Annotated in this window: 14 protein-coding genes and 1 tRNA gene; 14 read left to right on the top strand and 1 reads right to left on the bottom strand. The window is 52.6% G+C overall.

The genetic code is table 11. From position 1 onward, the window contains the following. Positions 1 to 6: 6 nt before the first annotated feature. The 10 genes from GWK77_03860 (at position 7) to GWK77_03815 (ending at position 8,067) form a co-directional block, all read left to right on the top strand. Complete coding sequence (locus GWK77_03860; GenBank protein QHU93278.1) at positions 7 to 951, top strand: hypothetical protein; 945 nt, start codon at positions 7 to 9, stop codon at positions 949 to 951. Positions 952 to 1,278: 327 nt separating this feature from the next. Next, positions 1,279 to 1,944: a hypothetical protein gene (locus tag GWK77_03855; GenBank protein ID QHU93277.1), complete on the top strand. Its 666-nt coding sequence runs from the start codon at positions 1,279 to 1,281 to the stop codon at positions 1,942 to 1,944. A 56-nt stretch (positions 1,945 to 2,000) separates the two neighbouring features. Next, positions 2,001 to 2,516 (top strand): hypothetical protein, encoded by a 516-nt coding sequence (locus GWK77_03850; GenBank protein QHU93276.1) that lies wholly within the window; start codon positions 2,001 to 2,003, stop codon positions 2,514 to 2,516. Positions 2,517 to 2,518: 2 nt separating this feature from the next. Next, positions 2,519 to 3,436 (top strand): RimK family alpha-L-glutamate ligase, encoded by a 918-nt coding sequence (locus tag GWK77_03845; GenBank protein ID QHU93275.1) that lies wholly within the window; start codon positions 2,519 to 2,521, stop codon positions 3,434 to 3,436. 24 nt (positions 3,437 to 3,460) lie between these two features. Next, positions 3,461 to 3,949, top strand: a complete 489-nt coding sequence (locus GWK77_03840; GenBank protein QHU93274.1) for a DUF192 domain-containing protein — start codon at positions 3,461 to 3,463, stop codon at positions 3,947 to 3,949. Next, on the top strand, positions 3,946 to 4,437 hold the full coding sequence (locus tag GWK77_03835; protein QHU93273.1) for a hypothetical protein: 492 nt from the start codon (positions 3,946 to 3,948) through the stop codon (positions 4,435 to 4,437). Before GWK77_03840 ends, GWK77_03835 begins: the two co-directional genes overlap by 4 nt. Before the next feature lie 69 nt (positions 4,438 to 4,506). Next, a tRNA-Lys gene (locus tag GWK77_03830) sits at positions 4,507 to 4,583 on the top strand. Positions 4,584 to 4,680: 97 nt separating this feature from the next. Then, a complete protein-coding gene (locus GWK77_03825; protein ID QHU93272.1) occupies positions 4,681 to 6,135 on the top strand; it encodes a hypothetical protein in 1,455 nt (484 codons plus the stop codon). A gap of 165 nt (positions 6,136 to 6,300) precedes the next feature. Next, complete coding sequence (locus GWK77_03820; GenBank protein ID QHU93271.1) at positions 6,301 to 7,293, top strand: hypothetical protein; 993 nt, start codon at positions 6,301 to 6,303, stop codon at positions 7,291 to 7,293. A 57-nt stretch (positions 7,294 to 7,350) separates the two neighbouring features. After that, a complete protein-coding gene (locus tag GWK77_03815; GenBank protein ID QHU93270.1) occupies positions 7,351 to 8,067 on the top strand; it encodes a YebC/PmpR family DNA-binding transcriptional regulator in 717 nt (238 codons plus the stop codon). Between the two features lie 174 nt (positions 8,068 to 8,241). Here the strand turns inward: GWK77_03815 and GWK77_03810 are convergent, their stop codons facing one another. Continuing rightward, positions 8,242 to 8,556, bottom strand: coding sequence for a hypothetical protein (locus GWK77_03810; protein QHU93269.1), 315 nt, complete (start codon positions 8,554 to 8,556; stop codon positions 8,242 to 8,244). Between GWK77_03810 and GWK77_03805 the strand changes: the two genes are divergently transcribed. The 4 genes from GWK77_03805 to ruvA all read left to right on the top strand — a co-directional run bounded on the left by GWK77_03805 (position 8,549) and on the right by ruvA (position 13,647). After that, the gene (locus tag GWK77_03805; GenBank protein ID QHU93268.1) at positions 8,549 to 10,081 is read left to right on the top strand and encodes a hypothetical protein; all 1,533 of its coding nucleotides are present in this window, start codon (positions 8,549 to 8,551) and stop codon (positions 10,079 to 10,081) included. The genes GWK77_03810 and GWK77_03805 overlap by 8 nt on opposite strands. 74 nt (positions 10,082 to 10,155) lie before the next feature. Then, positions 10,156 to 10,638, top strand: a complete 483-nt coding sequence (gene ruvC, locus GWK77_03800) for a crossover junction endodeoxyribonuclease RuvC (protein QHU93267.1) — start codon at positions 10,156 to 10,158, stop codon at positions 10,636 to 10,638. A gap of 7 nt (positions 10,639 to 10,645) precedes the next feature. After that, the gene (locus tag GWK77_03795; GenBank protein ID QHU93266.1) at positions 10,646 to 13,072 is read left to right on the top strand and encodes a PBP1A family penicillin-binding protein; all 2,427 of its coding nucleotides are present in this window, start codon (positions 10,646 to 10,648) and stop codon (positions 13,070 to 13,072) included. Next, positions 13,069 to 13,647, top strand: coding sequence for a Holliday junction branch migration protein RuvA (gene ruvA / locus GWK77_03790; GenBank protein ID QHU93265.1), 579 nt, complete (start codon positions 13,069 to 13,071; stop codon positions 13,645 to 13,647). The genes GWK77_03795 and ruvA overlap by 4 nt, the downstream gene beginning before the upstream one ends. Positions 13,648 to 13,683: the final 36 nt, after the last annotated feature.

Genomic DNA, 13,683 nt, shown 5'->3' with positions numbered 1-13,683 from the left:
GTTGATATGAAGGTTATTGCAATTATTGGCCTCAGCACCCATCCAAATGGTAAGGAGACAGCTTGGCAAATTGCCAATTCGCTTCGACCGTATGTTGATGGAAATCAATATGAGGTTCGGTATATTAGTTTTGACGATATCCTGTTTGATATATCAACTTGGGAAATCGAGGTGATTGATACTAGGACGAATATCGCCCTAAGAGAATGCGCAGCAGTCATGCTGGTTAATTGGTTTAGCTGTATGATGTATGGTGATATTGTTTATGCCTTAGCGCTATATCTGAATCACCATAAAATTACTATAATGAATAGTGAGGCGCTCCATAATCGATCTACCTCTAAGTTATCGCAAATGATGGGAGCTGCCCTAAACGATATCTTGATCCCGCGTACTTTATTCTGTGCAAATATTACTGCACTACAACAATATATGAGAAGGGAGGACTTTGATGAGCCTTTTATACTTAAGAAAGCTAGCGCAAGTCGTGGTCAGGATAACCATCTTCTATCTTCAGTCTCAGAAATTACGGATTATAGGGAGAAACATACCCAGGATAACCCCTTCTTAGTACAGCAATTCATAGCTTCTAATAATTCAGACTATCGCTTTTTTATGGTTGGTGGTAAGATTAGGCTAATTATTCAGCGCATAGGCAAGGGGGATAGTCATCTTAATAATATATCAGCTGGTGCATTAGCCAGGATTATCCCTATTGAAAAAGTTTCTTCTGGAGCGGTACGTACAGCAAAGACTATGTCGCGAACTCTATATCGGGAAATGACTGGCCTTGATATTATATGTGAGGCAAAGACTGGTACCCCATACTTTCTTGAAGCCAACCCTATTCCACAGATAGCTACCGGTAGTAATGTTGATCAAAAATTGACAGCACTAGCAGAAGGGCTGATGGAGGCCGCTGATGGTGCGTGTCTTTCGCGCTGCCTATAGTGTGTCAGAGTGTGATACAATAAAGACATGAGTAGTCTTTTCTCTACCTCTGATCGGAAAAGCGCACTCTGGAATGGTCTACGCAATTGTGGTTTTCTTATCGAGGACGCGTACATTAATGGTGAATTGTGTATACGAGTCACCGCACCTAGTGGCAGACTATGGTTGGCAGGAAAAAAGATGTCGTATCCCATGAATAGTCACGAGGTGCACTGTCTAGCTGGTAATAAGCAATCATCATATCGGTTGGCCGAGCAACTAGGTATTATGGTTCCCGAAAGTATATATTGCACTGATCACGATAGTTTGCCTAAGATTGAGAGTTTTATGGCAGATAGAAAGCCGGTAGTCGTGAAGCCTCTTGATGGCTATCAGTCAATAGGATTAACCCTTGATGTGATTAATACAAAACAACTTACGGCAGCGTTAAAGAAGGCGTGGTGTGAGCATCATATTGCAATCGTCCAGCGCCAGATTATGGCAGAGGAATATCGTTTTACAGTGCTTGATGGTGAGGTCATCTCTGTATTAAGACGAGAACGGCCACAGGTAGTTGGTGATGGGGTGAAGACCATTGCTCAGCTGGTCGAGGAGGAAAACAAAGCCCGGTTACTGCTTCGGCCGGAGATATTCTATCCACTCTGGACTAAAAGCATCATGAATAGCCAAGAGGTTAGCCAGCGAGTCTTGCCTGCGGGGTATCGGTACATTTTGTCACAGGCGACTATGGTCAGAGACGGTGCATCAGTCTATGAGGTAATGTGTGAGACTAGTCCGTACTATATAAATATTGCCAAACAGTTTGCTCGGGAGCTTGGCGCTGGTCTTCTGGCGGTTGATATGTTTATTGTTGATCACAGGGGCGAGGGTAATTATTGGTTTAATGAATGCAACACCTCACCTGCACTTAAACTTTATGCTGCTGTACGTAACCACGATAACTCATCAATTATTGAGCGTATTGTCGCAAGGACAGCAGAGCTTCTCCGATAGATCTTTTAAAGGGAGGAGGTTCGTTTTATTTGATAATTATGTTATAATAAGCTAGTATGCACAAGAAGAGCAACGTTATTATTGGCCGAAACGTTCGTGTTGATTTTGGAAAGCGGGCTATTGGCGTACCGGCCAAAGTTGACACAGGTGCAGACAGCTCATCGGTATGGGCGAGCAATATTCGTGTTGATAAAGATGGTGTGTTAAAGTTTGCCCTATTCGGCAAAGGCTCGCCTTACTATAGCGGGAAGATTTTCAAGCGAACGGATTTCACTGTAGCAATGGTACGCAGTTCATCTGGACATGAGCAGATTCGCTATAGAACACATTTTACCGTGACTATCAAGGGGCGTAAAATCAAAGCGCTATTTAACCTCTCGGATCGTTCTGGTAATCTATACCCAGTCCTGATAGGCCGTCGTACTGTTGCGGGCAAGTTCTTGGTTGATGTGCGCGAGGGTGATACGGCACATCGATACAAATATGCTGCCGATAACAAAGTACTGAATAAGGAGCTGGTAAAGAATCCCCACAAATTTTATAAAAAATACCATAAGCCAAAGGATAAGTAGTCATGAAAATTGCAATCCTCAGTAACGGTAATATCAACTACTCCACCCTCCGCCTCAGAGAAGAGGCCGAAAAACGTGGCCATCAAATTAAGGTTATCAAGTATAAAAACTGCTATGTATCAATTGATGAGCGACATCCAAAGGTTATTTATCGTGGTAAGGAGATCGGTAATTTTGACGTGTTTATCCCGCGAATTGCCAGCTATATGACGCGCTACGGGACAGCGGTAGTGCGTCAGCTGGAGATGGCGAATCCGCAGGCGTTTTTTATGAATCGGTCAATTGCTATTATGCGGGCGCGGGATAAACTGCGCTCGACGCAGTTACTAGCGCGGGCTGGCGTGGCAATTCCAAAGACGGTGTTCTCGCGTAATGAAACGGACATCGATGTGCTACTGGATGAGATTGGCGGTACGCCGGCGATTATCAAGCTGGCGCGCGGGACACATGGCAATGGCGTGGTGTTAGCCGAGACGATCAAGGCCGCCAAGTCGGTCATGCAGGCGTTTTATCTCAGCAATTCTGACGGCACAAACGTGCTGTTGCAGGAATTTATCAAAGAGTCGGCCGGCACCGATATTCGGGCGTTTGTGGTCGGTAGTCAAGTGGTGGCTAGCATGAAACGGCAGAGTTTGGACGATGATTTTCGCAGTAATTTACACAAAGGCGGTGAGGGAACGGTCGTCAAGTTGACGCCTGATGAACAAAAGATGTGCGTTAAGGCCGCCAAGGCAATGGGCCTGGTAGTGGCCGGCGTTGATTTTATGCGCTCAAGTCGTGGTGCATTGGTGCTGGAGGTGAATGCTAGTCCAGGATTTGGCATCGAAAAGGTGACGGGCCGCAATGTGGCTGGTCGGATTATTGATTATATTGATCGCAACGCCAAGCGCGGTAACAAAAAAGATAAAGTCGGCGCCTGACGATAAACTTGCTATAATGAGGGTATGAGTGCAAAGTCGGCGTCGATAGTGCAGCGGATCATCGTTTGGGTGATCGTACTCGGTGTGCTGGCCGGGGTCGGCTACGGCGTATGGGCGGTGTCGCGCCAGATGAATAAGACGTACACGACTGTTGATATTGGTAAGGGTACATTTCGAGTAGAGGTCGCTGATACGGACGAGACGCGGGCGCGGGGCTTGGGCGGTCGGCAGGAGCTGGGTAAGAGCGAGGGGATGTTGTTCGTGGCCGAGAAAGACGGTGATATACCAATTTGGATGAAGGATATGCGCGTCCCGATTGATATTATCTGGCTAGATGCCAAGAAAAAGGTCGTGCACGTCAAGCGTGATGTCTGGCCTGACAATGAGCCGCATGAGGTATATCACACGCCAGTTCCGGCGCGGTACGTGTTAGAGCTGCCGGCGGGTAGTGCCAAGGAGCATGGTATCAAGCCGGGCGTCACTGCGCGGTTTACGACGGAGGGGAAGCGATGAGTGTAGTGTTGTTATTTGGTGGTGTAGCCGTGGTGGTAGCGGCGCTAGCTTTCGTGTTAAACCGGCGATTTGGCGTGTTGGCGCTGGCACTAGCGGCTGGTGCACTGTTGGCAGAATTATGGGCGGAGTGGCTGGCCGGGGTGATCGGCGGGCTAGGTGTTAGTAGCGTAGTGGGATTGCCGAACGGTGTTATCGCGACGATTATCCTGACGGTGGGGCCGCTGGTGCTATTATTAGTTACTGGGCCAAAGGGGCCTGGCAAGTTACTGCGGCTAATCTCGGCAGTGCTAGTCGGCGTGCTAGCAGCGGCGATGCTGGTGCGGCCACTGGGCAAGTTTATGAGCTTGGATGCGGAGGCGATGAAGACATACAAATTGCTGAGCGACTGGTGGCGCTATGCGGCGACCGTTGGGCTGGTAGCGGGGCTGCTTGATATGAGTGTGCCACTCAAGGCCAAGGCGCCCGCCTCCAAGAAAACAAAGCGTTGAAAATGCCGCTTCTCTGTGATAAAATGTGAAAAGTCGCGTTCTCGCTTCGTTGCGCTGCGCGTCATGTGCGGGCCCATAGCTCAGTTGGTTAGAGCACCTGCCTTTTAAGCAGGGTGTCCCGGGTTCAAGCCCCGGTGGGCCCTCCACGTGGAGTACAATCCTAGTTCATGAACTAGGATTTTTATTGTATCCATTTCAGGTGATTTGATGTAAGTCTGGCCGCACTTCGCGTATACTAACAATATGAAGTCTCTCGGCCTCACTCAGCGTTTGCATGTGTCGTGGCTGTTGGCGGCGGCTGGTGTCGGCATCGTCATCGGCGTTATCAGCGTGATGCGAGCGCCGTACGGGTTGTTTGCTGGCTGGATATGGTTGGTGGCGGGAATGGTATTGGCCCTAGCGGCGCTCGTTGGGGCGCGGCGCTGGCTGGTCGTAGTAGCCTTGATCGGCGGAGCGCTCATTGGACTGTGGCGAGGCAGTCTGGGGCAGGTCGGCCTAGAGCACTATCAAACGCTAATCGGTCAAACGGTGCGGCTGAGCGGGCGGGTACTGGAAGATCCTGATGTCGATAAAAAGGAGCAGACAGTGCTGCGCCTGGGTGATATCATGAGTAATGATCGGCGGCTACCTGGTAGTGTCTGGGTGGTGACGAGACATAACCAGGCGATTAAACGCAGCGACGTGGTCACTGTGCGGGGTGTGCTGAGCGATGGGTTTGGGGCGTTTGCGGCGCGGATGTCGCGGGCAGCGGTTGAACGAGTGACGCGCGAGCAGCCGGGCGACGTGGCAGTGGGCGTGCGTGATTGGTTTGCGGAGCGGGTGCGACGGTACGTGCCGGAGTCGGAGGCGGCGCTGGGCCTCGGGTTCTTGATGGGTTTACGGCGGGCATTGCCGCTGGAATTGATGACGGCGCTGCAGGTCGCAGGCTTGACGCACGTTATCGTGGCCAGCGGCTATAACTTAACAATTTTAGTGCGGCTGGCGCGGCGACTGTTCGTTCGGGTGTCGAAATATCTGGCGGCACTGAGTGCCGGTGTGATGATCATTGGCTTTATGGCGATGACCGGCCTCAGTCCGAGCATGTCGCGGGCCGGGCTGGTGGCGAGCCTCAGCCTAGCCGCGTGGTATTATGGCCGGACGATTCATCCGTTGGTGCTGCTACCAGTCGCTGCGGCGATGACGCTACTTATCAATCCGCAGTTTGGCTGGAATGACCTCGGTTGGCAATTGAGTTTCGCGGCGTTTAGCGGGGTGATTATCCTGGCGCCGCTGCTGCAGCGATACTTTTTTGGTACGAAGCCGCCCGGGGTGATCCGGCAGATTATCGGCGAGACGGTGTCGGCCCAGATCATGACGTTACCGCTGCTGGTGGCGTCATTTGGTGTGATTAGTAACGTGGCGCTGATCGCGAATGTGCTCATTCTGCCATTGGTGCCGCTGGCGATGCTGCTGACCTTTGTGGTTGGTGTGTGCGCGGATGTGTCGGTGGTGGCTGGACTCGTCGCCGCGCCGACGACGTGGCTGCTCCAGTATATGGTCGGCGTCGCCACGTGGCTGGCAGGGCTGGACTGGGCGCAGCTGGAGGTGAACTTGAGCTGGCTATGGGTAATCATTACCTACCTCGTCATTATCGGGGCAATGTGGTGGATGCGGCGACAGACTGGGCTGCGGCTGCGTGAGAGTAATGTGGTTGAGTAGCCGTGGACGATTGTGGCAGGCTGCCGATCTCGCTCATGCTTGAGGAAACCTGATAAGTGTACTACTATCAGGTTATTCGGCTGATCACTTGGGACGGGTGGGTACAGGTTCAATCCTCGGGCGATGGCTAGAGAGGTATAACATTATTCAATCTGGAGGAATGAAATGGGCAAAGAAAGAATAGGTGGAGATAGCAGTAATCAAGGCCAGGATCTAGCAGCTTCATGGGAGAGGCTAGCAGCCGCATCGAATAATTATGGTGAGCAACAGCCTGATGAGGTTGAAGTCCGTGGGGATATGCAAGGTGGTGACGAGACGCAGGGGGAGCAAGGAGTAGCCGCTCCGATGACACTTGAGGAGTTTTGTCGAATATATACGACAATCGACAATGTATATAACGAATACAGCGATAAAACGCATGAGACCAAGCGAGGCGATCAGCGGCAACGCGCGGAAGTTTTAGCTAACCAAGAAAGACAAATTAAGGAAGCTCGGAAGGAGTTCGACAGGCGGTGTAGGGAAATTAGAGAAGCAGCGTCTGTGCAGATGCAGCAAATTCAGGAGTCAACGAAGGTCGCCCAGACCTTGGCTGTGATTAAAGAAGAAAGTTCGAAACGCATGAATGAGGCGATAGCACCCCTCGTTGCAGCCGATAAGGCTAGCGATGAGACGTTACGTCAATTTATTCATGACTTTGATGAGCAGCGGGAGCGAGGCGAGCTGACACCTGATGACGTAGAGTTATCGTATTTTGTGATGGCTATTGCCAAAAGGAACTCCCGACATCGAAAAGATGTCCTGCAGACCAACGCAGACCTTGAATGTGAGGAGGTTACTCCTCTGGATGCGGAGTTAGGCGAGGCATCTCCTGGGGTATATTTAACAAATAATTGTGAAGCTTTGTCAGGGGAGCGTCAGTATCCTGTTCTACAACCTCCGCTGGATGTGTTGGAGCGGAGGAGTGGGAATATGATCGAGGGATATGTCAGAGGTATACTACAGAAATATGTTGATAAGGGGATTATCTCTCGTCAGTATGGTGTATATATCAACAAAGAAGAATATCACGATGGTGTGCATATCTGGGAGGTACGCATAGAATCAAATTGTGGTGGCTTCGTTCTCTCAGAAGACACCACCAACCAGGTCGATAGTTAACCCCTCGTCCATTTTCTGCTATACTAAAAGAAACGAATTTTCTGGAGGCATAGACACATGGCAGGACACAGTAAATGGGCGACGACACACCGGCAGAAAGCGATTGTTGATGCAAAGCGTGGTGCGATTTTCACGAAATTGGGTAATCAAATTGCAATTGCGGCGCGTGGCGGTACCGATCCGACATTGAATGCAAGTTTAGCAATGGCCATTGAAAAAGCCAAGGCAGCCAACATGCCGAGTGCTAACATTCAGCGGGCGATTGACCGCGTGGCTGATAAAAGCGCGGCGGCACTGGAGGAAATTGCCTATGAAGGCTATGGTCCTGGCGGCGTCGGCATCATCATTGAGACGGCGACCGACAACCGTAACCGTACCTTGCCAGAAGTCAAAACGGCGTTGGTGAAGAACGGCGGGCGCATCGCTGACGCTGGTAGTGTGGCGTTTCAATTTACTCGCAAGGGTGTGATCACCGTAGAGGGCACGGGCGAAGAATTGCTACTGCAAGTGCTGGATGCTGGTGCTGAAGATGCGGTCGAGGAAGACGGCGAGATCATTGTTTACACGGAGTTGAAGGATTTGGCGAGTGTTAGAAATCAGTTGGCTGAACAGGGTTTGAAGGTGAAAGACGCCGAGCTGCGCTACATCGCTAACACGCCAGTTGAGATTGCTGATATGGAAACCGCACAGAAATTGATGAAGGTAGTTGATGCGCTGGACGACTTGGACGACGTGGTGAATGTGCATACCAATGCTGATATCACTGCGGAGTGACCTGCGTTTAGGCCATGTATTGACTATGTATTGAGCGCCCCCGACGGTGCTCTTTTTGCGTTTCGGAGGAATTTCTTTTACAATAATAATTAGTCAACATAAGCCAAGCAGGGAGTTCACGATGAAGGTTTTGACCCGCCTACTACTTATGTCAACGATAATTGCGCTGGTGTTTCAGCCGGTGGTAGCGTTTGCCAGCGACTCCCCACCAGAGGCCGTACCTCCTGCTAGCGGCTCGACACCGGTTGCGCCAACCCACACGCCCGCGCCGCGCCCAGCCAATCCAGTACCCAGCTCGGCAGCTCCGACCAGGCCATTAGCTCCAGCAGTGGCCACGCCGGACACAGCTTCTGGCGGTACATCTACGTCTACGCCCGCTCCGTCAACGCCGCCTAGAGACCCATTGACACCCGCACCAGTCAAGCCAACGCCTTCCGAACCTCCTGCACCGTCAGCCGCGGCTCGCACATCGGCCAAACTCTTGATCACTAAAATCGGCCTCGATACAGCGCGCGGCACCTACGTCGAACTCTACAATCTGTCGTCAGGGCCAGTCAATATCGCTGGTTGGACACTGCAGTATGTTAACCAAAAGGGGCATGTGACGACGCTCAAAACAGTATCGACTGAGCTAGTAGTGCCGGTGGGCGGGGCGTTGGTGGTCGGTGATAGTCGGCTAGCTGATGAGCAGGCCGACCTGCGGTTTGACGGCAGGAAAGTGCTGGCAACAACCAGCGGCTCTGTCAAATTGGTGATGAGTGATGGGCGAGTGTCGGATCTGGTTGGCTGGGGCGCGGCATCAGAGCGCGAAGGCAGTCCGATTAAGCTGGGCGGCAAGCTACACGCCTGGCGCTGCCAAACAAATGGCGTGGTGACTGATACGGATAATAACGTCAGCGATTTTTCGGTCGGCGAGGCGCCGCACTTACGTGAACTGCCAGCCTGTACCGAGCCTGACGAGCCACGTCCGCCAGTTGATCCGGCGCCACCGAGCAATCGCTGTAGCGGCTTGAAATTACATGAGATCGCGACCAATGTCGACGCGCCGTTTATCGAGATTATCAATGCCGGGACCAGCGACCTCGACCTCACGGGCTGCACCATTCTCATGAAAGGTCGAGGCAAGAATAAGGATACGACGTACACGTTCAAGGGTATTGAGCTGGCAGCTGGGGCGCTGCATGTCATTCGCCTGGCAGAAACAAATCTCAAACTAACAAAAACTGGCGGCGGCGAAGTGTACGTGCTGGACGAGAGCGGCAATGAAATTGACCAGACATCGTTTGCTGGTCTGGCTAAGGACTCGTCGTGGAGTTTGCTTGACGGGGAATGGAAGGTGACATTTTCACCGACGCCGGCTCGGCCTAATGAATTCAAGCAGTGGCCAGATTGCAAGGCGGGCTATGTGCGTCACGAGTTCACGGGCCGTTGTGTCAAGGAGCCGGTGGAGCCAGTGCCGACGCCGTGCCGTCCGGGGCAGTACCGTTCGCCGGAGACGGGCCGCTGCCGTAATATCGTACGCGAGCCGGAACTCGTGCCGTGTAAGCCCGGCCAATATCGTTCACCAGAAACCGGTCGGTGCCGCAACAGCAGCAAGCTCAAAACCCAAACGCCGTGTCGTGAAGGGTATTATCGGAGCGAGATAACCGGTCGGTGCCGGTCAATTGCAGCCGCGGCCGCCAAAACCCTAAAGCCATGTCCCGATGGTAAGTTTCGTAATCCCGCCACCGGGCGCTGTAAGAAAATTGCCGCTGATAGTGACGTGTTGAAGGAGTGTCCCGAAGGCTTTGAACGCAATCCAAAGACTCGCCGTTGCCGCAAGGTCGCGCTGGCTACTGCACCGAAAACTGGCTTTGCGCCGGAGCAGGTCAAGCAGGTGACGGGCGCGATGTGGGGCTGGTGGGTGCTCGGCGGCGTCAGTCTGCTGGCGGTTGGTTATGCTGGCTGGCAGTGGCGCTGGGAAATCGGCCGGGCTGCTACGCGGCTGAAACACACCATCACGCGCGGCAAGTGATAACTTGGCGAGTAGCTCGTCGAGGTGGCTGCTTGCATTAATTATTGTCACCGGCCGGGTGCTATAATAAACTCATGAGAATTATTGGCATTGATCCGGGGACTGGTATCTTGGGTTTTGGTGTGATTGACACGAAGCAGGGCGGCTACCGGCTGGTGACGGCTGGTGTGATCAAGACGCCCGCCCACACGCCGCTAGACGAGCGGCTGGCGGAGATTTTTGATGGCCTGACGGAGATTATCGCTGAGACCAAGCCAGAGGTGATGTCAATTGAAAAGTTGTTTTTTGCGCGCAATGTCACTACTGCTATCTCTGTGGCCCATGCTCGCGGCGTGGCGATGCTGACTGGGCACAAGGCGGGTCTCGCGATCAGTGAATACACGCCGCTTCAGATCAAACAGACACTGACTGGCTATGGCAAGGCTGATAAAAAGCAGATCCAAGAAATGGTGCGCCTCAACTTAGGTCTCAGCCAAGTGCCCAAGCCAGATGACTGCGCCGATGCGCTGGCAGCGGCCATCACCCATGCCGCGATGACGCACTGTGGCGTGGTATAATTGATACATGGTGCAATTAGGCAAGGGAAAACGAGCTCCGATAAAGAAGCAGCCGCCGCACATGGGTCGGTATGCCAATCTCGGTCAAGTCAAGGCAAAACCCGGTAAATTACCGCGTCAACACAAACATTTTTTGTGGTTTTGGCGGCTGAGTCGGCCGAAAAAAATCATGGTGTGTCTGCTGCCGATTCTACTGTTCTTGATCATCGTGCCGATTGCCAGCTATCTTTACTATGCACGCGACATCGCTGATCAGGAGCGGCTGATGAACCGCAACAATACCGGTATCGTGCTGACCGACGCCAAGGATAAGGTGATTTATAGCGTTGGCAATGCCGAGCGGCGGAACTTGGTGCAGCTCAAGGATATCTCTGAGAGTATGAAAAAGGCGCTGATCGCCAGTGAGGATAAGGATTTTTATAAGCACAGCGGCTTTAATATTTTCAGTATTTTCCGGGCGGCAATCACGCGGCACGGTGGCGGGTCGACCTTGACGCAACAGCTGGTTAAGAATAATTTACTCAGCAATGAGCACAGCTTTATGCGCAAATACCAAGAGCTGTTTATGGCCATCGCTATTGAACAGAATTATAGCAAAGAGCAGATCTTGATGATGTATCTCAACTCAGTGTACTTTGGTGAAAACGCCTTTGGCATCGAGGAGGCGGCCAAGGTTTATTTCAATAAATCGCCGAAGGATTTGACGCTGGCCGAGAGCAGTATGCTGGTTGGCGTGCTGCCGGCACCGAGCCGGTATTCACCGATCAGCGGCAATGCCGAATACGCCAAGCAACGCCAAAAGACGGTGCTCGGTCGGATGCAGACTGAAGGCTTTATCACCGAGGAACAGAAGCAACAGGCAGAAGCCACGCAGCTAGCATACGCCGGTGGCGGCGCGGCTCACACCAACTCCGCAGCGCCGCATTTTGCCGAGATGGTCATCAAACAGCTCAGTGACAAATATGGTTACGAAAAAGTCATGCGCTCGGGCTACCGCGTCAAGACCTCGCTGAATCTCGACACGCAGCATCTCCTCCAAGAAAACATCGCCAAACAAATGAAGCAAATCAATCGCCTCGGCGGCACCAATGCTAGCGGTATCGTCATTGATCCAAAAACTGGCGAAGTGCGGGCTCTGGTCGGTAGCGCTGATTACAATAATGCCGAGTGGGGTAAGGTCAATATGGTGACCACGCCGCGTCAGCCTGGCTCGAGCTTCAAGCCGTTGTATTATGCGCAAGCGATGGCTGATGGCACTATCACGCCGGCGACAGTTTTTGATGATAAGTTAACTAACTTCAATGGTTATGTGCCCTACAACGCTACCCGCCGCTGGAACGGCAAGGTGACGACGCGCAAGTCGCTGAGCTGGTCGCTGAACATCCCGAGCGTTCTGATCATGCAAAAGTATGGCATCAATCGCTCCATCCAAGCCGCTAAGAAACTCGGCATTAGCACCCTTGATGAAAACAAAAATTACGGATTGTCACTGGCGCTTGGTTCGGCCGAGGTGCGCCTGAGCGAGATGACTAACGCCTACGCGGCCTTTGCCAATGGCGGCACGCAGTACGAGTCGCTCAATCTCATCACCGAAGTCAAGGACAAATTCAACAAAAACGTTTCGTGGAAAGCAGCGAACACACGCCAAGCTATCAGCCAGGGCGGTGCCTATCTCATCTCTAGCATCCTGTCGGACAACGCCGCGCGGGCGGGGATGTTTGGCAGCAGCCTGACGGTGGGCGGCAAAACGGTTGCTGTCAAGACGGGTACCACCAATGATAACCGCGATGCCTGGACGATTGGCTATACGCCGCAATATGCTGTCGGCGTGTGGGTCGGCAATAACAACAACAAGGTCATGAACAGCGGTGGTTCGGACGTGGCGGCACCAATTTGGCGGGCGACAATGACCAAGCTGCTGGCGGGCGCGAAAACTGGTTTTGATGTACCAAACGGCGTTGTCCAGCGAAGCGTGTGTAGTAGCAACGGTGGTCTGGCTGATGATTCCAGCCCTGGTGCTTACAAAGAATATTTCCTCTCGAACGCCCTCCCGACCGAGAAATGTGATCAGACCAAGCCAAAGATTGAGGTGTGTAACCTCGCGACCAAGCAAATGGAGTCAATTTTTGAAGATCAATTTGACGCCGCTAAATACTCCAAGAACGCTGCTGATTGTCGGCAAACGTCCACCACTAAGCAGATCACCGTCTGCGACCTAGCTACCAAGCGTCTCATTACCATCACCGAAGATAAATTTGATGCGACGAAGCATTCGCGAAAGACTGCGTCGTGTGGCAGTACTGGCGATGACGACCAAAATCCAGGCGGCGGCAATGGCAGTGGCGGCGGTAGCGGCGGCGGTTCAGGCGGTGGCAGCGGCGGCACTTCGCCCGGCCCGACCAATCCTCCGGGCGGCGGAGACAGACGACCGTGATCGCCCACCTCTCTGGCACGATCGCTGAAAAGTTTGGTGCGGGCAGCATCGTGATTGACGTTCACGGCGTCGGTTATGAAGTCAGCGTATCGGCTGGTGATTTCGAGGCGGTGGCGCTGGATCAAGACGCTAAGTTTTACACCTATCATCATGTGCGCGAGCAGGCGGAAGAATTGTTTGGCTTCTCGAGCCTGGCGGCAAAGAAACTGTTTGAAATGCTGATCACCGTTCAGGGCGTTGGACCAAAGGCCGCATTGGCCATTCTCAGTCTTGGCGATGCTGAGCACGTCCGTAACGCCATCGCCAATGCCGACAGTGCCTTTATACAACAAGCTGCTGGTGTTGGCAAAAAAACCGCTGAGCGTGTGGTGGTTGATCTGAGCGATAAAGTCGGCCTACCGACGCAGTACGGCCGAGCAGCTGCGCCAGTCCAGACTGAATTGAATACTTCCGACGAAGCGTTGGAGGCGCTGATGGCGCTGGGCTACACCTTGGCTGACGCTACCAAGGCGCTAGAGAACGTTGATGTCAATCTGCCAACAGCGCAGCGGGTGACCGAGGCGCTGAAGAAGTAGGGTCTCTTTATTTGAAATATTTAGTTCGTGATGTTG

This window comes from Candidatus Saccharibacteria bacterium oral taxon 488 (genome assembly GCA_010202645.1).
Classification (GTDB): Bacteria; Patescibacteriota; Saccharimonadia; order Saccharimonadales; family Saccharimonadaceae; genus Nanosynbacter.
The sequence above is the reverse complement of the archived record's forward strand: the minus strand, read 5'-3'. Positions and strand labels throughout refer to the sequence as shown.

Bases quoted from the DNA above. Each gene is read 5' to 3' on its own strand.
- GWK77_03860 (QHU93278.1), top strand. From the start codon at position 7: ATGAAGGTTATTGCAATTATTGGCCTCAGCACCCATCCAAATGGTAAG.
- GWK77_03855 (QHU93277.1), top strand. From the start codon at position 1,279: ATGGCAGATAGAAAGCCGGTAGTCGTGAAGCCTCTTGATGGCTATCAG.
- GWK77_03850 (QHU93276.1), top strand. From the start codon at position 2,001: ATGCACAAGAAGAGCAACGTTATTATTGGCCGAAACGTTCGTGTTGAT.
- GWK77_03845 (QHU93275.1), top strand. From the start codon at position 2,519: ATGAAAATTGCAATCCTCAGTAACGGTAATATCAACTACTCCACCCTC.
- GWK77_03840 (QHU93274.1), top strand. From the start codon at position 3,461: ATGAGTGCAAAGTCGGCGTCGATAGTGCAGCGGATCATCGTTTGGGTG.
- GWK77_03835 (QHU93273.1), top strand. From the start codon at position 3,946: ATGAGTGTAGTGTTGTTATTTGGTGGTGTAGCCGTGGTGGTAGCGGCG.
- GWK77_03825 (QHU93272.1), top strand. From the start codon at position 4,681: ATGAAGTCTCTCGGCCTCACTCAGCGTTTGCATGTGTCGTGGCTGTTG.
- GWK77_03820 (QHU93271.1), top strand. From the start codon at position 6,301: ATGGGCAAAGAAAGAATAGGTGGAGATAGCAGTAATCAAGGCCAGGAT.
- GWK77_03815 (QHU93270.1), top strand. From the start codon at position 7,351: ATGGCAGGACACAGTAAATGGGCGACGACACACCGGCAGAAAGCGATT.
- ruvC (QHU93267.1), top strand. From the start codon at position 10,156: ATGAGAATTATTGGCATTGATCCGGGGACTGGTATCTTGGGTTTTGGT.
- GWK77_03795 (QHU93266.1), top strand. From the start codon at position 10,646: ATGGTGCAATTAGGCAAGGGAAAACGAGCTCCGATAAAGAAGCAGCCG.